Origin of the sequence: Streptomyces sp. NPDC001832 (assembly GCF_040297265.1) — a bacterium.
Classification (GTDB): Bacteria; Actinomycetota; Actinomycetes; order Streptomycetales; family Streptomycetaceae; genus Streptomyces.
Genome location: NZ_JBEOYU010000005.1, coordinates 162,376 through 183,522, shown reverse-complemented (window position 1 = coordinate 183,522; position 21,147 = coordinate 162,376). Strand labels below are relative to the sequence as shown.

The 21,147-nt window shown below is 68.6% G+C and carries 19 protein-coding genes and 2 pseudogenes; 4 read left to right on the top strand and 17 right to left on the bottom strand.

What is annotated here, in order from left to right; genetic code table 11:
- The 5 genes and pseudogenes from ABT115_RS06845 to ABT115_RS06825 all read right to left on the bottom strand — a co-directional run.
- A pseudogene (locus ABT115_RS06845) lies at positions 1–590 on the bottom strand (ribonuclease E/G); the annotation flags it as partial.
- Between the two features lie 233 nt (positions 591–823).
- Positions 824–1,606, bottom strand: a complete 783-nt coding sequence (locus tag ABT115_RS06840) for a TIGR03936 family radical SAM-associated protein (RefSeq protein ID WP_351784802.1) — start codon at positions 1,604–1,606, stop codon at positions 824–826.
- A 392-nt stretch (positions 1,607–1,998) separates the two neighbouring features.
- Positions 1,999–2,427, bottom strand: a complete 429-nt coding sequence (locus tag ABT115_RS06835) for an ester cyclase (protein ID WP_351784800.1) — start codon at positions 2,425–2,427, stop codon at positions 1,999–2,001.
- Between the two features lie 144 nt (positions 2,428–2,571).
- Complete coding sequence (locus ABT115_RS06830) at positions 2,572–2,778, bottom strand: hypothetical protein (RefSeq protein ID WP_351784798.1); 207 nt, start codon at positions 2,776–2,778, stop codon at positions 2,572–2,574.
- Between the two features lie 100 nt (positions 2,779–2,878).
- A complete protein-coding gene (locus ABT115_RS06825; protein WP_351784796.1) occupies positions 2,879–4,219 on the bottom strand; it encodes a YhgE/Pip domain-containing protein in 1,341 nt (446 codons plus the stop codon).
- 160 nt (positions 4,220–4,379) lie between these two features.
- On the opposite strand from ABT115_RS06825, the gene ABT115_RS06820 reads away from it, so the two are divergent.
- Positions 4,380–5,015: a MerR family transcriptional regulator gene (locus tag ABT115_RS06820; RefSeq protein ID WP_351784794.1), complete on the top strand. Its 636-nt coding sequence runs from the start codon at positions 4,380–4,382 to the stop codon at positions 5,013–5,015.
- A gap of 41 nt (positions 5,016–5,056) precedes the next feature.
- Positions 5,057–6,631 carry a recombinase family protein gene (locus ABT115_RS06815; RefSeq protein WP_351784792.1) on the top strand — a complete coding sequence of 525 codons (1,575 nt, stop codon included), beginning with the start codon at positions 5,057–5,059 and terminating at the stop codon, positions 6,629–6,631.
- Between the two features lie 68 nt (positions 6,632–6,699).
- On the opposite strand, the pseudogene ABT115_RS06810 reads toward ABT115_RS06815, so the two are convergent.
- Together ABT115_RS06810 and ABT115_RS06805 are read right to left on the bottom strand one after the other, a co-directional pair.
- A pseudogene (locus ABT115_RS06810) lies at positions 6,700–7,092 on the bottom strand (cupin); the annotation flags it as partial.
- Positions 7,093–7,106: 14 nt separating this feature from the next.
- A complete protein-coding gene (locus ABT115_RS06805; RefSeq protein ID WP_169435287.1) occupies positions 7,107–7,244 on the bottom strand; it encodes a hypothetical protein in 138 nt (45 codons plus the stop codon).
- Positions 7,245–7,505: 261 nt separating this feature from the next.
- Here ABT115_RS06805 and ABT115_RS06800 point away from each other — a divergent pair, with 261 nt between their 5' ends.
- A complete protein-coding gene (locus ABT115_RS06800; RefSeq protein WP_502969039.1) occupies positions 7,506–7,712 on the top strand; it encodes a hypothetical protein in 207 nt (68 codons plus the stop codon).
- A 14-nt stretch (positions 7,713–7,726) separates the two neighbouring features.
- Entirely contained in the window at positions 7,727–8,092 is a 366-nt protein-coding gene (locus ABT115_RS06795) for a hypothetical protein (protein ID WP_351784790.1), read from the top strand.
- 415 nt (positions 8,093–8,507) lie between these two features.
- Here the strand turns inward: ABT115_RS06795 and ABT115_RS06790 are convergent, their stop codons facing one another.
- The 10 genes from ABT115_RS06790 to folC form a co-directional block, all read right to left on the bottom strand.
- Complete coding sequence (locus ABT115_RS06790) at positions 8,508–10,433, bottom strand: TIGR03960 family B12-binding radical SAM protein (RefSeq protein ID WP_351784788.1); 1,926 nt, start codon at positions 10,431–10,433, stop codon at positions 8,508–8,510.
- 50 nt (positions 10,434–10,483) lie between these two features.
- On the bottom strand, positions 10,484–12,010 hold the full coding sequence (locus ABT115_RS06785; protein WP_351784786.1) for a CYTH and CHAD domain-containing protein: 1,527 nt from the start codon (positions 12,008–12,010) through the stop codon (positions 10,484–10,486).
- A gap of 51 nt (positions 12,011–12,061) precedes the next feature.
- On the bottom strand, positions 12,062–13,252 hold the full coding sequence (gene rodA, locus ABT115_RS06780; protein WP_351784784.1) for a rod shape-determining protein RodA: 1,191 nt from the start codon (positions 13,250–13,252) through the stop codon (positions 12,062–12,064).
- Complete coding sequence (mrdA, locus tag ABT115_RS06775) at positions 13,252–15,417, bottom strand: penicillin-binding protein 2 (protein ID WP_351784782.1); 2,166 nt, start codon at positions 15,415–15,417, stop codon at positions 13,252–13,254. The genes rodA and mrdA overlap by 1 nt, the downstream gene beginning before the upstream one ends.
- A gap of 61 nt (positions 15,418–15,478) precedes the next feature.
- Entirely contained in the window at positions 15,479–16,141 is a 663-nt protein-coding gene (mreD, locus tag ABT115_RS06770) for a rod shape-determining protein MreD (RefSeq protein WP_351784780.1), read from the bottom strand.
- A gap of 17 nt (positions 16,142–16,158) precedes the next feature.
- The gene (gene mreC / locus ABT115_RS06765) at positions 16,159–17,205 is read right to left on the bottom strand and encodes a rod shape-determining protein MreC (protein WP_351784778.1); all 1,047 of its coding nucleotides are present in this window, start codon (positions 17,203–17,205) and stop codon (positions 16,159–16,161) included.
- A gap of 125 nt (positions 17,206–17,330) precedes the next feature.
- Entirely contained in the window at positions 17,331–18,350 is a 1,020-nt protein-coding gene (locus ABT115_RS06760; RefSeq protein WP_351784776.1) for a rod shape-determining protein, read from the bottom strand.
- A 288-nt stretch (positions 18,351–18,638) separates the two neighbouring features.
- Positions 18,639–19,052, bottom strand: a complete 414-nt coding sequence (ndk, locus tag ABT115_RS06755; RefSeq protein WP_093898216.1) for a nucleoside-diphosphate kinase — start codon at positions 19,050–19,052, stop codon at positions 18,639–18,641.
- Positions 19,053–19,147: 95 nt separating this feature from the next.
- Complete coding sequence (locus ABT115_RS06750) at positions 19,148–19,507, bottom strand: DUF4233 domain-containing protein (RefSeq protein ID WP_351784774.1); 360 nt, start codon at positions 19,505–19,507, stop codon at positions 19,148–19,150.
- A gap of 4 nt (positions 19,508–19,511) precedes the next feature.
- Entirely contained in the window at positions 19,512–21,035 is a 1,524-nt protein-coding gene (folC, locus tag ABT115_RS06745) for a bifunctional tetrahydrofolate synthase/dihydrofolate synthase (RefSeq protein ID WP_351784772.1), read from the bottom strand.
- Between the last annotated feature and the right edge of the window lie 112 nt (positions 21,036–21,147).

The following is a 21,147-nucleotide window of genomic DNA, read 5'->3' as shown; positions in this document are numbered from 1 at the left end:
GGCACGGTGACCTCAGCAGCCTCTGTGGTCTGCGGCGCACCCGTCGGCGCAGTCGCCTTACGGACCGCACGACGACGCGTACGCACCGGCGCCGCTTCCACAACCTCGGCCTCGGCCTCCGCTGCGGGCACGGTGACCTCAGCAGCCTCTGTGGTCTGCGGCGCACCCGTCGGCGCAGTCGCCTTACGGACCGCACGACGACGCGTACGCACCGGCGCCGCCACCACGACCTCGGCCTCGGCTGCGGCCTCGGTGACCTCGGCGCTCGCGGCGGGCTCCACGACCTCTACTGCCTCGGCGGACTGCGGCGCACCCGCCGGAGCGGTCGCCTTGCGCACGGCACGACGACGGGTACGCGCGGGCGGCGCGGCTTCTGCCGCCGGAGCGCTCTCGGCGTCGGTGGTGGTGTGGTCGGACACTGCGGCGTCAACGGCCGGTATGGCCGGAGCGGCTGCGCCCTGAGCGTCCGCCATCGGCGGGCCGGCCGGGCGGGAAGCGGCGCGGCGCCTGCGGCGCGGCGGCAGCTTGTCTCCGGGTGCGTTGTTCTCTTCGGCGTTCCCGGTCGTGCCGGGTTCGTTGGGCTGGGGCATGCGGGCGGTTCTCCCGTCAGTCTCCCGGGCGCCGCGTCTGGTTCCGGTCCGGCATGGTCCGCGCGATGTACGCGAGACCGCCGTCCGGGGCGCGGGCGCCGCACGGGAGCTCAATGTCTGGCTCGCCGGTTCCGTAAGCGATGTGCGTACGGCCTGGCGAAAGTCTTATTGGGTCATCGCGCGGCCCGACCCAGGTGGTTCCCGAGCCGGAGGACTGCGCTGCAACGACCGCCTTACGCGGAACCTGCACCTTCCGGCGCCGTCGCGACGGCGGTCCCGGTGGCTGCGGGTGGAGCGGCCGGGGCTGCCTCGCGGTCGGGCGCGAGTGGGTCGGTCACCGTGCCGGACTCCTCGTCGAAGAGCCCCTGCGCCAGCCTGGTCACCGCTGCGGGAACCGGCGGCGCCAGGTCGGCCACAACGCGGAGACCGGACAGGACGTCGTCAGGTCGCACGGCAGGTGTCACGTGCCGTACAACCAGCCGCAGTATCGCACAGGGCTTGTCCTCGGTCCTATCAGGCTGTGGATCGAGGGCCTCCAGGTCCACCACGGCGGCACGGGCGTCAAAGGTCCGCATGCCGTTCTTCGCACGGCGCTGGACCTCGACGGTCTCAGCCGCGTTGAATGCAGCCACGGCCTTGACGGCCTCCTCGGTGGAAACGCCGTCGAGACGCAGCTCCCAGATGGAGGCGGTCAGCCGGTCGGCGAGACCGGAGGTGCGGCCCTCCACGGCGTCGGTGATGTCGAGACCGTCCGGCAGCGAGGCGTTGAGCAACTCGCGCAGAACGGCCGGATCCCGGGCCTCGGTGAGGGCGATCTCCAGAAACTCGGCCTCACTGCCCGTGCCGGTGGGAGCGGCATTGGCGTACGACACCTTCGGGTGCGGGGTGAAGCCCGCCGAATAGGCCATAGGCACCTCGGAGCGGCGCAGTGCCCGCTCAAAGGCACGCTGGAAGTCACGGTGGCTGGTGAACCGGAGGCGGCCGCGCTTGGTGTAGCGCAGTCGGATGCGCTGCACTGCCGGTGCGGGCGGCGGGCCTTCGGGCTGTCGCTTGCCCAGTGGTTCTTCTCCTCGGTGCGGGGCGGACGCGGTGGCATGCCGCCCTCGAAATGCGGGTGGCCCGGGGTGTCCGGTCCGGCTCACCCCCGCTCGGCGTATTTTTTTCTCCGAGCGAGGAGATCTCTGGTCCGGGCGCCGCGCTGGGCACAGTCGATGTACTACCCAGAGTACGCGCAAGGGGGCTCCCCGGTTCCCGGGGCTCGTGCACCCTCGGCCCGCCGACCACTGCCCGCCATGCGTCACGGCGTGCCCGGACACGGGGCACTCCTCGCGTCGAGCCCTCGGTCCACTCCTGCATCGAGTCGCTCCGCAACCCGAGCAATAGTCAAATCCTGTGGAACGGATTTGCTTCAGTGCTCATGGGCGGCCTTCTCCAGCTGGGCGGCGATTCCCTGCCGGTCGATCTGGATCCAGTACTCGACGATCAGGCCGTCCTCGATGCGATAGACCGCGCTGGTAATCGCCGTGACCTCCGCTCCGGTTGGTGCGTGGTGGCCGATCGGTCCGACGTGGCGTCCGATTTGTGTCCAGCGAGCGTAGACCCGGTCCCCTTCGGCGATGAGCTCGTCCACGGTCAGCTCGAAGGTGCCGTAGGCGTCGAGCATCTCCTGAACGTGTTCGGCGTACTGCTGCGGTGTGCGCTCCACGACCACCGGCGTCTCCGAGACGACCTGGTGGGCCAGGACGTGGCCGGCCATGAAACGGTCGGCCCAGTCGGGGCGCCTGCCCGATCGCACCTGCAGAAGGAACTGGCGGACTGTGTCTTTGGCGCTGGTCACCGGCCCATTCTGGCATCGCGTTCAGGCCACGTGAGCTTCGGGTGGTTCGACGGGTGGCCGCGTTGAAGCGTGCTCCGGTTCGGACGAGGGCGACGAGGGGGCGAGGTCGTTACCGGCTCGGAACCCGGATGGCATCTCCACTGGTCACGATGGATTCTTGACCGAGAGCGGGAGCAGCTCCCGGTACGCCCAGGTCGGCGGCCGTACGATCAGATGCTCCGCCAGCGAGGCGGCGGCGAGCGCGAGGGGCACCAGGACGTGCCGCCACAGGCCGACAGCCGGCCAGACGAACAGAGCGGTGAGCACCCGGCCGACCGCGGTGGCGATCCCCCGCCCGGCAGGGGCGAGCAATTCGCGGTAACACCCGGCGCAACCCGTGCCCGAGCGGGGTGAGCGCCGTGGGGGAATCCCGGGGCGGGCGGGACACGGGCGTGCCCGCGCCGGGAGCGGATCAGGCAGCCTCGGGGAGCGCGACTGACTCGAGCTGCGCGGTGCGGTGCAGGCCCCTGCGGTCGTAGAGATGGGTCAGGCCCAGTCCGAGCAGCAGCGAGAGCGCGAACCCGACGCCGGTCATAGTCCAGGCTCGGGCGAGTCCGGCGTCGAGCTGGGCGTCGAAGTAGAGGATCGCCCGGACACCGTCGAGGACCTGACGGAACGGTTCGAATTCGGCGAGGAAGCGGTAGAAGGAAGGCAGCGCCTGCAGCGGCATGGTGGCACCCGCCGACGGGATGGCAAGACCGATCAACACGAACATCGAGACGAGCGGGCCGGGCGTGCCCAGGACCGCCATCAGGGCGAGCGCCGTGCAGCCCATCGCCATCGTCGCGCAGGCCCCGAAAATCCAGAGCAGCAGCAGGTGTGAGGCGTCGATGCCGACAATTCCGACGGCGGCGGCCATCGCCAGCGCCGAGGTGACCAGGGAGACTCCGGCCATGAGTGCGCAGCCGACGAGGAAGTGGCGGGTGCGGCTCAGGTGTCGGACGGGCTCGGCGGTACGGAAGGGGCCGAGGTCCTTGGCGGCGTAGCCGAGGGCGGCGTCGACCTGCAGGTGGATCACGTTGGCGCCGAGCATGCCGCCGAGTACCAGCACCAGGGTGTAGAAGAAGGCGGTCAGACCGAACCCGCTGTGGTTGCCCAGGTGGTGCCCCTCGGCCACGACGGCCTTGACCGGGTCCGCGAGCAGCAGCTGCTCAGGGGCGCTCGGTGCGGTGACGTGCTTCCCAGCCGCTTCAGCCCGGGCGGCCTGGTGGGCCAACTGTTGCCCCAGTTGTTCACCCAGAGCGACCGAGGCGTTGTGTGCGGCCTCACGATTGACCTGCTCGGCCATGTTCGAGCCGAAGCTGTTGGCCGCGGGATTGGTGAGGATTTCCAGCTCCGGCTGCTTCGGGGAGGCGCTGCCGGGCGCCGCGAGCCCCAGCACGGAGGCGGAGAAGTTCTCCGGGACGACCAATGCCCCGAAAACCTTGCCCTGGCTCATGAGCCGCTTCGCCCCGGCCCGGTCCACCTGCTTCCAGCTGACCTTTCCCTTGAGCTGCGGGGCGCCGGCGACCTGCTCGGTGATCTGCGCACCCAGGTTCATCCGCTTGCCCGCGTGCTCGGCCCCCCGGTCGGCGTTGACGACAGCGATCGGCAGGTCATGCATCGCCCCGGCGGGGTTGCTGTTCGCGCCGAGGTAGAGCAGCGAGAGCAGGAAGGACAGCAGGCCGATCACTGCTGTGGAAGCGATCCACAGGCGGCGCCCCCGGAGCAAGTGCCGTGCGCTCATGCGGGCGTGTGTGGGTGAACTGGCCATGCGCTTTCTCCTCTGTGTGCGTGGTGCTCGCGCCGGCCGCCGGGTTGGCGACATACTGGAAACCTGCACTTTCCAAGCATTGGAAAGTAACACTTTCCAAGATGGGGATCCAACCTCGAACACCTGGAACACTGGCACCAGCAGAAAGTCGAGGGAGCGCATGAAGATCTCGGAGCTGAGCCGCCGATCTGGGAGCCCGGTGGGGAGAATCAAGTACTACCTGCGCGAGGGCCTGCTGCCGCCCGGACGTTCGATGGGCGCCACGATCGCCGAGTACGACGAAGAGCACGTCCAGCGACTGCGCCTGATCCGGGCGCTGACCGCTCGCGGGGGCTTGTCCATCGCGGCCGCCCGCGACGTGCTGGCGACGGTCGATCACCCGGAGGAGTCCCGGCCCACCCTCGGCGTGCTGCACCACGCGCTACCGATCCCGACGGAGTCGGGTGACGCGGAGGTCGGCTCCGAGCAACTACAGCAGGTGAAGGAACTACTCGACGCTTTGGAGTGGAACGTCGCGGACGACTCACCCCACCCCTACGCACTGGCGGCGGCTCTCAAGGAACTCAGCCGTCTCGGCGTCCCCTACAGCAACGACGACCTGTTCCCCTACGCGAGGCTTGCCGCATCCGTCGCCCGCCTCGACGTCGGACAACTCGACGGGATCGACGCACCGGAACAACTGGCCGAACGAGCGGCCATCGTGATCCTGCTGCTCGAGCCGGTCCTGGCGCTGCTGCGCCGGCTCGCCCAGGAGGACGAGGTCCGCCAGAGGCGCGCGCAGCCCCACCCAGCCTGACCGAAGGTGACAGGGCTACATCCATACCTACGCTCCGACCCATGAAGACGTATGCCGTCGAGACCGAGTGGACTGCCTCAGACCTGGCCCTCTTGGAGGACCTGAAGAAGGCGGAGGCACTACTCCCTGCGGACGCTCCGCGCGCCCTGCTGTCCATCCGCCTGTCCGTTCTTACAGAGGACACAACGTCGCCGGTACGGCAGGAGCTGGACCTCCGCCTCCTGGCCAGAGAGAAGGGGTGCCGCGTCGTCGGCGTCGCCTCTGATCTCAACGTGTCGGCAACAAAGGTTCCGCCGTGGAAGCGGAAGGAGTTGGGCGAGTGGCTCAACAACCGGGCCCCGGAGTTCGATGTCCTGCTCTTCTGGAAGCTCGACAGGTTCATCCGCCGCATGTCGGATCTCTCGACCATGATCGAGTGGTGCGAGCGGTACGGGAAGAACCTCGTGTCGAAGAACGACAGCATCGAACTCGAATCGACTGTCGGCCGGATGATGGTCACGCTCATCGGTGGTATCGCCGAGATCGAGACGGCGAACACGTCGACACGGGTCGCGTCGCTGTGGGACTACACGCGGACTCAGGACGCGTGGTTCGTCGGCAAGCCTGCGTACGGTTTCGTCACCACGAAGGCGAACGGAAAGCCCTCCCTTGCCATCGAGCCGAACGCACACAAGGCACTGCACTGGGCTCGCCGCATGGCACTTCGGGGAGTGTCTGCCCGGCGCATGGCTCTGTGCCTCGTCCGCTCCGGGCTCATGTCCCCAGGGCTCACTACCTCGACTCTCCTCCGGCGCCTCCGTAACCCGGCGCTCATGGGCTACCGGGTGGAGGAGAACAAGAACGGCGGCGTACGCCGCTCGAAGCTGATACTCGGACACGATGGCAAGCCGATCAGGGTGGCCGATCCCATCTTCACCAAGGAGGAGTACGACGAACTCCAGGAGGCCATCGACCGGCGCGGCAAGAACCAACCCCAGCGCCAGACGCACGGCGCGACGCAGTTCCTGGGAGTCCTCACCTGTGTCGACTGCACGTCGAACATGACCGTGCACGTCACGACCAACAAGTTCGGCCAGTACCAGTACCTCCGGTGCCAGAAGTGCAAGAGCGGGGGGCTCGGCGCACCCGATCCACAGGGTGTGTACGACGTGCTCGTGAACGACGTACTGAGAGTCCTCGGCGACTTCCCCGTACAGGTTCGGGAGTACGCGCAGGGGGCGGAGGCTCGGGCCGAGGTGAAGCGACTCGAAGAGGCGATCGCCTACTACATGACGGGCCTTGAGCCGGGAGGCCGCTACACGAAGACGCGGTTCACTCAGGAGCAGGCGGAGAAGACGCTCGACAAGCTGACCGACGAGCTGAGCGCGATCGACCCCGAGACCACGCAGGACCGCTGGACGCTCGTCCACAACGGGAAGACGTTCCGCGAAGTGTGGGAGTCGGGAGGCATGGAAGCCATGGCCGAGGATCTGCGCCGCGTCGGCGTCACGTGCGAGGTGACTCGAACCAAGGTCAAGGGCGTGCGCGCTCCCTCCGTGCACCTGCGGCTGAAGATCCCTCGCGATGTGCGCGAGCGTCTCGTCATCAAGAGCGACGAGTTCGCCGCCAAGCTCTGACGGACCCATGCCCCTGCCCTGTCTCGCCCGCCGCGCGAAGGGCGGGGGCTCTTCCGATCAGGTTACGCGTTGGCCTGCACGGAGGTGCCGAGGAACCGTTCAAGACCTTCGGCCGCCGCACCCACCGCCGGATGGATCTTCTCGACCGCATCGAGGACCAGCGACGCCCCGTCCTTGAGCTGGGCGTGGAAGTCGGTCGGCTGGATGCGCGACCAGGTGACCGCGCGGCGGTTCGTGGTCGGGATCGCGTATCGGTGAAGGGGGACCATCTCGCCGTCCACTGACAGGCGCAGCCGAGGCGGCTCCAGTCGTTGTGTGGCGATGATTCGGTTCAGGTCGTCCCAGGAGAACAGGCCCGCCGTGTCGGCGGCGCCGGGGAAGCGCGCGTAGGAGCGGTGGTACGTCTGGGCGAGGAACGTGTCCCCGCCCAGCCGCCCCGCCCACGAGGCTGCATCAAGCATCGTGGGCAGCCCCGTCAGTCGTTGCCGTCAGAACGGCCGCTACTGACGTCCGACTCCTGCTCGGCACGCGTCCGCGCGGCCACGATCTTGCGCTTCGCGACGAGCAGGCCACCCCCCTCGGGGGCCACCGAACCGGTGTTCTCTTCCACCATCGGACTTACCTCTCTACTCGGAAACACCCGCCGGGAATCCGGCGGGAGGAACGGGAGGCAGCAGCCTTCGAGGCAGCTACCGCGTGGCAAGGGCTCCAGCGAGGAACACGGCCGAGCCGCCGAGGATCATGGCCAGGTAGAGCGGACCTGCGTACCGACCGAGGCGGCACAGCACCCAGTTCCGTAAACCAGACCTCACGCCGTCCTCGGCTCGATGTCAGCCGGGTTGCGTCGGGGCAGTCCTACCGGCGCAGGGGTGCCGTGCTGGCCGATCTCGCCGCCATCGGCGCCAAGCGACGCGACCCCGAACAAGTCGTCCTGTACGGGCGGGAAGCCATCCAGTTGGCGCAAGCCTCGGGCTACGTCGCCCGTAGACTCCAAGCCCTGTGCAGCGAGTTCGGCCCCCTGGCCGGGGACCACCGCGTAGCGGAGCTGGGGGCAGAGATAGCCACGCTGATCACGCAGTGACGAGAGGGGATGGCATGTCGCAGATCGAAGGTGCACGACTGTTCCGGGAAGCCTGGATCGCAGGTGTTCGCCAGCACTTCCCGGGTGAGCCCAAGCCCGGATACGTGACCCCGTGGGACGACACCCCCCAGTGGGAGCGCGAGGCCGCAGGCTCTGTCTGCGAGCAGGTCCGCCAGTTCATCGAGATCAGCAGTGGCCACGCTTCCCGGTTGTCCCGGGAGCAGAAGGGCCGGTTCGTCGCGATCTGCTGGACCGCTCAGATGTTCAAGCACTTCGAGGACCCGAAGCCCGGCTACGTCGCAGACTGGCCGGACCTCCCGAAGTGGCAGCAGGAGACCAACGCCGACATCTTCGAGGCCATCGAGAAGGCTGCCTCCTGATCCTGGCCGCTTGAGACAGCCCCCGGAGCGTGCGGTGCATACCCGCCGGGCCGGGGGCTGAGCCTTGCCCGGGAGCGCCACGCGGACGCCTGCCGGGCGAACAGCCCCCGAGGGTGGCATCCGACGCGGCGGGGGCGTACAGCCCCTCTCGCGGCCGGTGAGCCCGCCTCACTCAGGACAGGCGAGAGGCGCCCGGCTGTGACTGCCCGGACGCCTCTCGTCAGCTACACCCACTCGACCGCCGAGACGATGCCCGGATCTTGCCGAGGAGCAGGGAGCGGCGTGCGCCTCACAGGGCGGGAAGCCTGCTCGCGCTCCTTCGTCCCGAGCCCCCGAAGGATCTCGGTACGCTCCGCCTCGCTCATGCCAGCGAGCGTCTCAGCCATCCTCTGGACGGCATCGCCGCTGGTCACGGCTACTTCTTGACCTCAAGCGGGAGCAGCTTCTTACCCGTCGGTCCTACTTGTGGCCATGTGTCGAACTGAGGGCAGACGCCACAGTCGAAGCACGGGGTCCAGCGGCAGTCCTCAACCTCGGTCTCGTCGAGCGAGTCCTGCCAGTCCTCCCAGAGCCAGTCCTTGTCGAGACCGGAGTCCAGGTGGTCCCAGGGCAGGACCTCCTCGTAGCTCCGCTCACGGGTGGTGTACCAGTCGACGTCCACGCCGTACTCGGGCAGCGTCTTCTCGGCGGCGGTCATCCAGCAGTCGTAGCTGAAGTGCTCGCGCCAGCCGTCGAAGCGGCCGCCGGACTCGTAGACCGCGCGGATGACTGAGCCGACACGGCGGTCACCGCGCGAGAGCAGGCCCTCAACGATGCCGGGCTTGCCGTCGTGGTAGCGGAAGCCGATGGAGCGGCCGTACTTCTTGTCGCCGCGGATCTTGTCGCGGAGCTTGGCCAGCCGGGCGTCGGTCTCCTCGGCGCCGAGCTGCGGGGCCCACTGGAACGGCGTGTGCGGCTTGGGCACGAAGCCGCCGATGGAGACGGTGCAGCGGATGTCGTTCTGGCCGGAGACCTCGCGGCCCTTGGCGATCACGTTGACCGCCATGTCGCCGATCTGGAGGACGTCCTCGTCGGTCTCAGTGGGCAGACCGCACATGAAGTACAGCTTCACCTGGCGCCAGCCGTTGCCGTACGCGGTGGCGACGGTACGGATGAGGTCCTCTTCCGAGACCATCTTGTTGATGACCTTGCGCATGCGCTCGGAGCCGCCCTCGGGGGCGAAGGTGAGGCCGGAACGACGGCCGTTGCGGGTCAGCTCGTTGGCCAGGTCCACGTTGAACGCGTCGACGCGGGTGGAGGGCAGCGAGAGGCCGATCTTGTCCTCGGTGTACCGGTCGGCGAGGCCCTTGGCGATCTCGCCGATCTCGGTGTGGTCCGCGGAGGAAAGCGAGAGCAGGCCGACCTCTTCGAAGCCGGTCGCCTTGAGGCCCTGCTCGACCATCTCGCCGATGCCGGTGATGCTTCGCTCCCGCACGGGGCGCGTGATCATGCCGGCCTGGCAGAAACGGCAGCCCCGGGTGCAGCCGCGGAAGATCTCGACGGACATCCGCTCGTGAACGGTCTCGGCGAGGGGCACGAGGGGCTGCTTCGGGTACGGCCACTCGTCGAGGTCCATCACGGTGTGCTTGGACACCCGCCACGGCACGCCCGACTTGTTGGGTACGACACGGCCGATGCGCCCGTCCGGAAGGTACTCGACGTCGTAGAAGCCCGGGACGTAAACACCACCGGTCTTCGCGAGGCGGAAGAGCACCTCTTCGCGGCCGCCGGGGCGGCCCTCGGCCTTCCAGGCACGGATGATCTCGGTGATCTCCAGGACGGCCTGCTCGCCGTCGCCGATGACCGCGCAGTCGATGAACTCCGCGATCGGCTCCGGGTTGAACGCGGCGTGACCTCCGGCCAGCACGATCGGGTCGTCGACGGTGCGGTCCTTGGCGTCCAGCGGAATGCCCGCGAGATCCAGGGCAGTGAGCATATTGGTGTAGCCGAGTTCGGTGGAGAAGCTCAGCCCGAAGACGTCGAACGCCTTGACCGGGCGGTGGCTGTCCACGGTGAACTGCGGGACCTTGTGCTCGCGCATCAGCTCTTCGAGGTCCGGCCACACGCTGTAGGTGCGCTCGGCGAGGACGCCCTGGCGCTCGTTGAGCACCTCGTACAGGATCATGACGCCCTGGTTGGGGAGTCCAACTTCGTATGCGTCCGGGTACATCAGCGCCCAGCGGACGTCGCATTCGTCCCACGGCTTGACGGTGGAGTTCAGCTCACCGCCGACGTACTGGATGGGCTTCTGCACATGCGGGAGCAGAGCTTCGAGCTGTGGGAAGACCGAATCGACAGACATCGCGAACTTTCGAGAGCCGGCAAGGGTGACCATCAAGCGTACCCCGGTGCTCAGCCCTCCAGCGCCGCCCGCAACCGTGGCCGCGACGCCCGCTTCCACACCTCGGGCAGCTCCCGTTCCCCGGCGGCGGCACTCGCCTCCTCCCGCCCGTACAGCAGTCCCCAGGTGAATGCCGACTCCCCCGCCGCGTGTGCCTGGACGGCCAGATTACGCAGGGCGTCGCGGGCCACCACGCTGTCCTGGTGGTCGCCGAGGAGGGTCTGCAGGGCCTTCATCCGTTTGGCGAACCGCTTGGCCGGCTTCCCGAGCACGGGGCGGGCCGCCTCCGCCGCGTATCGGGCGCGCTTGGCGGCCTTGCGGGCGTCGTGCAGCGCGAGGTCCCGGTCGTGGCCGGGCGGCAGCTCCAGGGCATGGCCGACGCGGGTCGCCAGGCGCTCGTACTCCTTAAGTACGGCTCGGGACAGTTCCTGCTCGGGTGCGCGGGACGCGGCGGGCAGCAGCGGCGGGGCGGCGAGCAGGGCGTCCAGCCTCTCCAGGAGCACCAGATACCGCTTCCCGTCGAGTACGCCGACGGTCCGGCGCCGTGAGCCGCCCCGGCGGGCCGCCGACCAGATCCGGAGCCGGCCCCGGACGGGGCCGAGGATCAGGGTGCCGGGCAGGGCGTCGAGGCGGGCGCGCAGACGGGCGTCGAGGACTTCCTGGTCGCGGTCGATACCGAGCTCGGCGGCCAGCCACTTCAGCTCTCCGCCGATCGGGTCGGTGACGCCGCGGTCGAGGATCCTCCGGTACGTCCGCATCGCGCTGCGCAGTCTGCGGGTGGCGACCCGCATCTGGTGCACGGAGTCGGGGAGGTCGCGGCGTACGGCGGGGTCGAGGGCGACGATCGCCTCGTTCTGGTGGCGGATGTATGCGAGGACGTGGTCGCCCGCGGTGAGCTCCCCGGCCTTTTCGTCCGCGCCGTTGTCCCGCTTGAGCTCCGGCGCGGTCTCGGCGAGCGCCCTGGCCAGCTTGGACGGCGATGCGGACGGTCGGACACCGGCCTTGCGCAGCGGGCGTTCGACGGCGTCGAGGAAGGCGGGGTCGCCGTCGTCGGCGAGTTCGACCTCGATCTCGGTCCAGGCGGCCGTGGCGCTGCCGCCCGTCAGTCGTTCGGCCCGCACGGTGTCGTTGCTGACCTCGGCGAGCAGCGCGCCCTCGGCATCGAGCAGATGGTGGACGTCTCGGGCGGTGCGCAGCCGTACGACGGGGACCAGTTCGCTCCTGCGGACCCGGGAGCGGAGCAGGCCGGCGAGGGAGCGCGGCAGGGTGTCGGAGAGCGGTTCCTGGAACTCGTCCCGAATGCCGGAGGCGACCGGGAATTTGAGGTGCCAGCCTGCGTCGCTCCCGCCGGTGCGACGGCGCAGGGTGAGGGAGCCTGCTGCGAGCCGGAGGTCCTCGGTGTCGTAGTAGACGGCGTCCAGTTCGGTGACGCCCCGGTGAGCGACGGCCGAGACCCCGGCCACCCGGCTCAGGTCGGGGAGCCGGGTTTCCGCGGTGGCTTCGTACTTCCGCTCGATCTCACGCTTGGAGTCCGCCATGACCCGAATCTAGCCGTATTGCACGCGGATGGGCAGTGCTCTCGTCCCAGCTCAGGCACTTATCGGCCGCTGCACCCTGATCGACTGGAGCAGGCCGACGGCCACCCAGACGGCGAACATCGAGGACCCTCCGTATGAGACGAAGGGCAGCGGAAGCCCTGCGACCGGCATGATGCCGAGCGTCATCCCGATGTTCTCGAACGACTGGAAGGCGAACCAGGCGATGATTCCGGCGGCGACGATCGTGCCGTACAGCTCGGTCGTCTCGCGGGCGATCCGGCAGGCGCGCCACAGGACGACGCCGAGCAGGACGAGGATCAGCCCGGCACCCAGGAAGCCGAGCTCCTCGCCGGCGACGGTGAAGACGAAGTCGGTCTGCTGCTCGGGGACGAACTGACCGGTGGTCTGGCTGCCCTGGAAGAGGCCGGTTCCGGTGAGGCCGCCGGAGCCGATCGCGATGCGTGCCTGGTTGGTGTTGTAGCCGACACCCGCCGGGTCGAGCGCGGGGTTGGCGAAGGCGGCGAATCGGGCGATCTGGTAGTCGTCGAGCAGGCCGAGCTGCCAGACGGCGACGGCGCCGGCCGTGCCCGAGCCGAGGAGGCCGAAGACCCAGCGGTTCGAAGCGCCGGAGGCGAGGAGCACACCGAGCACGATGACGGCCATGACCATCACGGAGCCGAGGTCCGGCATTCCCATGACGATGGCCATCGGAATGGCCGCGAGGCCGAGTGCCTTGGCGACGGTCCAGTGGTCGGGGTGGAGCTGGTCGCCCGCGTCGACGCGCGCGGCGAGCAGCATCGCCATGATCAGGATGATGGTGATTTTGGTGAACTCGGACGGCTGGAGGGAGAAGCCGCCGCCGATGATGATCCAGGCGTGCGCGCCGTTGACGGTGGCGCCGAGCGGGGTGAGGACGGCCAGCACGAGGATCACCGAGAGGCCGTAGAGGATCGGGACGGCGCCGCGCAGGGTGCGGTGGCCGAGCCAGATCGTGCCGACCATGAGAGCGAAGCCGATGCCGGTGTTGAGGGCGTGCCGGATGAAGAAGTAGTACGGGTCGCCGTGCGTGAGCGAGTCGCGGTTCCGGGTCGCCGAGTAGACCAGCAGCGAGCCGATGAAGGAGAGCGCGATCGCGGACCCGAGCAGCGGCCAGTCGAGTTTGCGTACGAGGGAGTCGCGGGCGATGAGTTTGCCCCAGGCGGAGCGCTCGGGGGCGTAGCTCGAGACGGAGAAGCCGGCCATCAGTCGCGCCTCCCGAGCACTGCCGCGAGGGTCTGCTCCTCAGGGACCTTCTGCGAGTTCGGGTCGTACGGCTTGATCTGCGGAGAGTCGATCGAGCCGTCGTGCTGGATCTTCGGCAGGGACTTCTGTGGGGTGGGCAGCAGCGCCTTCTTGAGGTCCTGCTTGCCGGAGTCGTCGAGTCCGTAGAGCGCGTCGTAGATGTTGCGCACGGCGGGCCCGGAGGCGCCGGAGCCCGTACCACCCTGGGAGATCGTCATGACGATCGAGTAGTCCTTGGTGTACGTGGCGAACCACGAGGTCGTCTGCTTGCCGTAGACCTCGGCCGTACCCGTCTTGGCGTGCATCGGGATCTTGTCCTGCGGCCAGCCACCGAATCGCCAGGCGGCGGAGCCACGGGTCGCGACTCCCGCGAGGGCCTCGTCGATCTCGTTGCGGGTCTTGCGCGTGAAGGGCAGCTTGCCGTGCGACTCGGGCTTGATCTCCTCGACGCTCTTGCCGTCGCCGCTGACGATCGCCTTGCCGACGGTGGGGTTGTAGAGCGTGCCGCCGTTGGAGATCGCGGCGTAGATGGTCGCCATCTGGATCGGGGTGACGAGGGTGTCGCCCTGGCCGATCGAGTAGTTGACGGAGTCACCGGCGCGCATCCTGTCGCCTTCGAGGCAGTTCTCGTACGCGATCTTCTCGACGTACGTGCCGTCCTTCTTGCCCTGCTTGCACCAGGCGTTTTTGTTCGCCTTGTAGAAGTCCTGCTTCCACTTGCGGTCGGGGATGCGGCCGGTCACCTCGTTGGGGAGGTCGATGCCGGTCTCCTTGCCGAGGCCGAACTGGTGGGCGGTCTTGTAGAACCAGTCCTTGGGGTGCTTCTTCGGGTTGATGCCGCCGTCCTTCAGCCACTCCTTGTGCGCGATGCCGTAGTAGACGGTGTCGCAGGACACTTCGAGCGCCCTGCCGATGGTGATGGAGCCGTAGCTCTGGGACTCGAAGTTCTTGAAGGTCTGCCCGCCGACGTTGTACGAGCTGGGGCAGGGGTAGTTGCCGTCGAAGGGGTATCCGGCGTTGACCGCGGCGGTCGAGGAGACGACCTTGAAGATCGAGCCGGGGGCGGCCTGGCCCTGGATGGCCCGGTTCAGCAGCGGGAAGTTGGACTTCTTGCCGGTGAGCTCGGCGTATTCCTTGGCCGAGATGCCGCCGACCCAGGCGTTGGGGTCGTAGTTCGGCAGGGAGGCCATCGCGACGACCCTTCCGGTCTTGGCCTCCATGACGACGACGGCACCGGAGTCGGCCTTGTAGTTCTCGCCGGTGTTCTTGTCGAACGCCTGACGGGCCGTCTTCATGGCCTCGTTGAGCTCGTACTCGGCGACGGCCTGGACCCGTGCGTCTATGGACGTGACGACGCTTGACCCGGGCTCCGCCTCGTCGTTCTTCGCCTGGCCGATGACCCGGCCGAGGTTGTCGACCTCATAGCGGGTGACGCCGGCCTTGCCGCGTAGTTCCTTGTCGTAGGTGCGCTCCAGGCCGGAGCGGCCGACCTGGTCGGAGCGCAGGTACGGCGAGTCGGTGTCCTGGGCCTTGGTGATCTCTTCGTCGGTGACGGGCGAGAGATAGCCGAGGACCTGGGCGGTGTTGGCCTTGCCGGGCGCGGGGTAGCGGCGTACGGCGGTCGGCTCGGCGGTGATCCCGGGGAAGTCCTCGGCGCGTTCGCGGATCGTCAGGGCCTGCTGGGTGGTGGCCTCGTCCGTGACCGGGATCGGCTGGTACGGCGAACCGTTCCAGCAGGGCTGCGGGGTCTTCGCGTCGCAGAGCCGGACCTTGTCGAAGACCTCCTTGGGCTTCATGCCGAGGACATCGGCGAGCCGGGTCAGGACGCCCTTGCCGTCGTCCTCCATCTTCATCAGCTCGGTGCGGCTGACGGAGACGACCAGGCGGGTCTCGTTGTCGGCGAGAGGCACGCCGCGCGCATCGAGGATGGAACCGCGGACGGCGGGCTGGACGACCTGCTGGACGTGGTTGTTCCTCGCCTCGTCGCTGTACTCCTGGCCGTTGCGGATCTGGAGATACCAGAGGCGCCCGCCAAGGGTGAGCAGCAGGGAGAAGACGAGGACCTGAATGACGACGAGACGGATCTGGACCCGTTGGGTCCGGCCGGTCTCGGGGATATTGCTCACAGGACGCCCCCGGTGGTGGCCGGGCCGGGGGTACGGGGGGTGTCCCCGCTGTGGTGCGGCTTCACAGTCGCTTGACTCCCTTGATCCGTCCGGCGCGTGCCGCTCGGCTGCGGGCGACCTTGACGCGCAGTCCGGCGCGCTGGCTGCCGATCCGCAGTCCGGTGCCGGATGTCAGCCAGCCAGCGGCGACGTCGCCGCCACCGGAGGAGTCGGCTAGCGGATCGCTCACCGTGCGTCTGGCGATCGCCATGACCAGGGGCACGACGAACGGCGCGAGCAGCAGGTCATAGACGGCGGCGGTGAACAGCAGGCTGCCGAGGCCCACATGACGGGCCGCCGTGTCCCCGACGAGCGCGCCGACGAGCGCGTACAGCAGCGTCGAGCCGATCGCCGCGGCGACGACCGCGACCATCGGGACGGAGGCCGACTTGAGCGGCCCGGTCTCCGGCTTGGCCAGTCCGGCGAGGTAGCCGATGAGACAGAGGACCAGCGCGTAGCGTCCGGCGGCGTGGTCTGCGGGCGGTGCCAGGTCTGCGAGGAGTCCCGCGCCGAAGCCGACCAGGGCGCCGCTGACATGCCCGTACACGAAGGCGAGTCCGAGGACGACGAGGAGCAGCAGGTCGGGCACGGCTCCGGGGAGCTGGAGGCGGGCGAGCACGGTGACCTGGACGACGAGGGCGACCACGACCAGGACGATGGAGAGCAGAGTCTGGTTCAAGCGCATGGGGATCACCGCTGCCTCTACTCGTCTGCCGCGTTGTCGGCGCTCGGTGTGGCACCCGGACTGCCGCCCGGGTTCGGGCTTCCGCTGGGGTCCGGGCTCTCGTTGATGTTCCCGACGACATTGCCGTCAGTGTCGACGATGTCGCCGTTGGGCGAGATCGTGACGGTGACGGTCGGGGTGGGCTTGGGCTTGGCGGGCTTGGCGGGCGCCTGCGGCAGGACCATGTCGCGGGGGTCCTCGCGCGGGGCCTGGACGACGATGCCGACGATGTCGAGCTTGGTGAACCCGACGTACGGGCGGACATAGACGGTGCGGGTCAGGCCGCCGCCGGACGGGTCGACGCCGACGACCTCGCCGATCGGGACGCCGGGCACGAACGGCTTGTTCTTGCTGGAGCCGAAGGTGACAAGCCGGTCGCCCTTCTTCACCTTGGCCTTGCCGTTGAGGAACTGGACGGCCAGGGGCTGGGAGCCCCGGCCGGTGGCGAAGCCCAGTTCGTCGGTCTTCTCCATACGGGTGCCGACGGTGAAGTCGGGGTCGTTGGCCAGCAGCACCGTGGCGGTGTCCGGGCCGACGGTGGTGACTCGGCCAACGAGACCGTCGCCGTTGATGACGGTCATGTCGCGCTTGATACCGTCATTGGAGCCCGCGTCGATCGTGACCGTCCAGGAGAAGCCCTGGGCCGCTCCTATGGCGATGACCTCGGCGGCCTTGATGCCGTACTGTCCGGCGGCCGACTTCTTCAGCATCCGGTCCAGCTCACGGACCCGGCTGCGGTTCTGTTCGTCGCTGCCGAGCTTCATCTTGAGCGCGGTGTTCTGCCGCTCCAGCTCGGCGATCCGGTTGTGCCGTGTGCCGGCGTCGCGTACCGCCCCTATGGCGTTGCCCACCGGCTCGACGGCTGCCGCGACGCCGTTCTCAACCGGCCCGAAGACCGTGGCGGCGGCCCGCCGGGCGCCGTCCACCGGTGACTCCTCGCCGCCGCGGATGTCCACCGTGATTAACGCGAATGCGATGGCGATCAGCAGCACCAGGAGCAGCCGGCTCTCTCGTGTGTCCCTCACGTGCGGCGGCCGTGCCTTCCTCGTCGGAATGTTCGTGCCTGTATATCAACGATCGGCCGTACGAAGCGGCAGTGGTCCGCACAGCAGACTGATGTGTTGTTTATCTGTGGGCCGGGCGGTGTCGTCTACCTGCGGGGCTGGGCGTCCAGCACCTGCTGGAGCGCCTCGAACTCCTCGACGCACTTGCCGGACCCGAGCGCCACCGAGTCCAGCGGGTCCTCGGCGATGTGGATCGGCATGCCGGTCTCGCGGCGCAGCCGCTCGTCCAGTCCGCGCAGCAGCGCGCCGCCGCCGGTGAGGACGATGCCGCGGTCCATGACGTCGCCGGAGAGCTCCGGCGGGCACTTGTCGAGCGTGGTCTTCACCGCGTCGACGATCGCGTTGACCGGCTCCTCGATGGCCTTGCGGACCTCGTCGGCCGAGACGACCACGGTCTTGGGCAGCCCGGAGACCAGGTCGCGGCCACGGATCTCGGTGTGCTCGTCCTTTTCCAGGTCGTCCGCCGAACCGATCGTGAGCTTGATCTGTTCGGCGGTCCGCTCACCGAGGAGGAGCGAGTACTCCTTCTTGATGTGCTGGATGATCGCGTTGTCCAGCTCGTCGCCGGCGGTCCGGATCGACTGAGCAGTGACGATTCCGCCGAGCGAGATGACCGCGACCTCGGTGGTGCCGCCGCCGATGTCGACCACCATGTTGCCGGTGGCCTCGTGGACCGGCAGCCCTGAGCCGATGGCCGCCGCCATGGGCTCCTCGATGATGTGCACCTGGCGTGCACCGGCCTGCGTCGACGCCTCGATGACGGCGCGTCGCTCGACTCCGGTGATGCCGGAGGGAACGCAGACGACGACCCGCGGGCGGGCCAGGTAGCGGCGCTTGTGGATCTTCAGGATGAAGTAGCGGAGCATCCGCTCGGTGATCTCGAAGTCGGCGATCACGCCATCCTTCAGGGGCCGTACGGCAACGATGTTGCCCGGTGTACGCCCGATCATCTTCTTGGCCTCGGAGCCGACCGCCAGGATGCCGCCGGTGTTGGTGTTGATGGCCACGACGGACGGCTCGTTCAGAACGATGCCGCGCCCCCTGACGTACACCAGCGTGTTGGCAGTCCCGAGGTCGATAGCCATGTCACGGCCGATGAACGACATTTAGTTCCCCTTGTTCCCCATGAGGATGCGTCGGGCCTTCCAAGAAAGCGTTGATGGCTTGTTCTGGTCGGCGAGGTGAGCGCTGCGGGCGTGGAAGATTCCATCGTAATGCCGTGTGCACGGACACCGCGCGAGGGTCCTTCGCCTTTGGGCGGAACGGGTGGCCGTTCCACTCATGGTGACGTTACGTCGGAGTGATGCCTTCCCGCGATCCGGGACCCTATGCCGAAGGGCGACCGAATTAATTCGGTCGCCCCAGGTCATGAGCGCTGTTCGGCTGACCGGGAGTCAGGAAAGGCCCGGGAAGAAAAGCTTCAGTTCCCGCTCTGCGGACTCCTCGGAGTCCGAGGCGTGGATGAGGTTTTCCCGGGTGATTGTGCCGAAGTCACCACGGATGGAGCCGGGCGCGGCTGCGATCGGGTCGGTGGGGCCGGCGAGTGTACGGATGCCCTCGATGACCCGCTCGCCCTCGGCGACCAGCGCCACGATCGGACCCGACTGCATGAACTCGACAAGCGGCTCGTAGAAGGGGCGGCCGACGTGCTCGGCGTAGTGCTGCTCCAGCGTGGCGCGGTCGAGGGTGCGCAGCTCCAGCGCGGTGATCCGCCAGCCGGCCTTGCGCTCGATCCGCCCGACGATCTCGCCGACGAGTCCGCGCCGGACGGCGTCGGGCTTGAGGAGAACGAGGGTGCGCTGGGTCATGGTGTGCGGCTCCTTGCAAGCATGCGGTGCGGTGAAGCGAGGCTACAGGGAAACGGGGACGGGCCTGCGGCCGGGTTCGGCCACGGGGTGCTGGATCAGCCACCGGCCGGGGACTCGGACGCCTCCTGCGCGGCCGCCCAGCGGGCCTTCACCTCGTCGATCTTGCGGCCGTAGTGCACCGAGGCCCACCACAGGGCGCCGAAGACCACGCCGAGAATGAACATCGTCGGGACGACGAAGCCACTGAGCACCAGGGCGACCTGCAGCGCCCAGCCGAGCTGTATCCCGCCGGGGCGGGTGATCATCCCGCAGAGCAGCACGGACAGCAGCATGCCGATGCCGCAGACCGTCCAGACCGCGGTGTACGTCAGGTCGTCGGACTTCATCGCGACGAGTCCGGCGAAGCCGATCACGAAGAACTCGCCGATCAGTGTCGCTGCACAGAGCGTACGCACAGTGTCAGTGCCTTCCCAGAAGCAGCCGGGCCTCGCCGACCGTGATTACGGAACCGGTCACCAGGACGCCTGCGCCCGCATACTCGTCCTCCTCCTCGGCGAGGGTGATCGCCGCCTCCAGCGCGTCGTCGAGGCGCGGTTCGACCTGTACACGGTCGTTGCCGAAAACCTCGACCGCGACGGCTGCCAGTTCATCGGCGTCCATCGCGCGGCCGGTTGAGTTCTGAGTGATGACGACCTCGGCGAAGATCGGCTCGAAGGCTTCGAGGAGCCCCTTGACGTCCTTGTCGCCGCTGGCGCCGACCACACCGATCAGCCGGGAGAAGCCGAACGCCTCGGAGAGCCCGTCGGCGGTGGCACGGGCGCCCGCCGGGTTGTGGGCCGCGTCCAGGACGACGGTCGGGCTGCTGCGGACCACTTCGAGACGGCCCGGCGAGACAACCGAGGCGAAGGCCTGGCGGACCGTGTCGATATCAAGTGCGCCGGGTTGCTCGGCGCCGATCCCGAAGAACGCCTCCACGGCACAGAGGGCCACCGCCGCGTTGTGCGCCTGGTGGGCGCCGTACAGCGGGAGAAAGATCTCCTCGTACTCGCCGCCGAGGCCGCGCAGCGTCAGCAGCTGGCCGCCGACAGCGATCTCGCGGGAGACGACACCGAACTCCATGCCCTCGCGGGCGACGGTGGCATCGACCTCGACGGCCTTCTTCAGCATGGCCTGCGCGGCGTCGACGGGCTGCTGCGCCAGGATGACCGTGGCACCTTGCTTGATGATCCCGGCCTTCTCACCGGCGATCTCGGCGGGCGTGGTACCGAGCCGGTCGGTGTGGTCCAGCGAGATGGGAGTGACGACGGCGACCGAGGAGTCGATGACGTTCGTCGCGTCCCAGCTGCCGCCCATGCCGACCTCCACGACGGCGACGTCGACCGGCGCGTCGGCGAAGGCCGCGTACGCCATGCCCGTCAGCACCTCGAAGAAGGAGAGCCGGTACGGCTGCTGGGTGTCGACCATCTCCACATACGGCTTGATGTCCTGGTATGCCTCGATGAACCTTTCGGGGTCCATCGGGGAGCCGTCCAGGCTGATCCGCTCGGTGATCGACTGGACGTGCGGCGAGGTGTAGCGGCCGGTGCGCAGGTCGAAGGCGCCGAGCAGCGCCTCGATCATGCGGGCCGTGCTCGTCTTGCCGTTGGTCCCGGTGATGTGGATCGAGGGGTACGCGCGCTGTGGCTCGCCGAGCACATCCATCAGCGCGGCGATGCGCGCGACGGAAGGCTCCAGCTTGGTCTCGCCCCAGCGTCCGGCGAGCTCCTGCTCCACCGCGCGCAGCGCCTTGTCCACCTCGGGGTCGGCGGGGCGGGCGGGGACGTTCTGGCCCTGCGGCGGTCCCGAGCGAGTGCGCAGCGTACGGCTGCCGGCCTCGATCACCGCCAGGTCGGGGTCGCGCTGGGTCGCTTCGTCGACGATCTCCGCGAAGGTGTCGTCGGGATCGTAGGCGTCGTGCCGGTCGGAAGGGCGGGGCTCACTCACGGGGCCAGTCTACGGATGGGCACGGACATCGCGCGCAGCGCCCGGTGCCGCCGGCGTCCTGACCGTGCGCGGGATGAGCGAAGCCCTCGTGCTCCCGGCGCCGGGAGCACGA

Excerpts from the sequence above, each read along its gene's own strand:
- ABT115_RS06825 (WP_351784796.1), bottom strand. The coding sequence starts at position 4,219 with ATGGCCAGTTCACCCACACACGCCCGCATGAGCGCACGGCACTTGCTC.
- ABT115_RS06820 (WP_351784794.1), top strand. The coding sequence starts at position 4,380 with ATGAAGATCTCGGAGCTGAGCCGCCGATCTGGGAGCCCGGTGGGGAGA.
- ABT115_RS06815 (WP_351784792.1), top strand. The coding sequence starts at position 5,057 with ATGAAGACGTATGCCGTCGAGACCGAGTGGACTGCCTCAGACCTGGCC.
- ABT115_RS06805 (WP_169435287.1), bottom strand. The coding sequence starts at position 7,244 with ATGGTGGAAGAGAACACCGGTTCGGTGGCCCCCGAGGGGGGTGGCCTG.
- ABT115_RS06795 (WP_351784790.1), top strand. The coding sequence starts at position 7,727 with ATGTCGCAGATCGAAGGTGCACGACTGTTCCGGGAAGCCTGGATCGCA.
- ABT115_RS06790 (WP_351784788.1), bottom strand. The coding sequence starts at position 10,433 with ATGTCTGTCGATTCGGTCTTCCCACAGCTCGAAGCTCTGCTCCCGCAT.
- ABT115_RS06785 (WP_351784786.1), bottom strand. The coding sequence starts at position 12,010 with ATGGCGGACTCCAAGCGTGAGATCGAGCGGAAGTACGAAGCCACCGCG.
- rodA (WP_351784784.1), bottom strand. The coding sequence starts at position 13,252 with ATGGCCGGCTTCTCCGTCTCGAGCTACGCCCCCGAGCGCTCCGCCTGG.
- mreD (WP_351784780.1), bottom strand. The coding sequence starts at position 16,141 with ATGCGCTTGAACCAGACTCTGCTCTCCATCGTCCTGGTCGTGGTCGCC.
- ABT115_RS06760 (WP_351784776.1), bottom strand. The coding sequence starts at position 18,350 with ATGTCGTTCATCGGCCGTGACATGGCTATCGACCTCGGGACTGCCAAC.
- ndk (WP_093898216.1), bottom strand. The coding sequence starts at position 19,052 with ATGACCCAGCGCACCCTCGTTCTCCTCAAGCCCGACGCCGTCCGGCGC.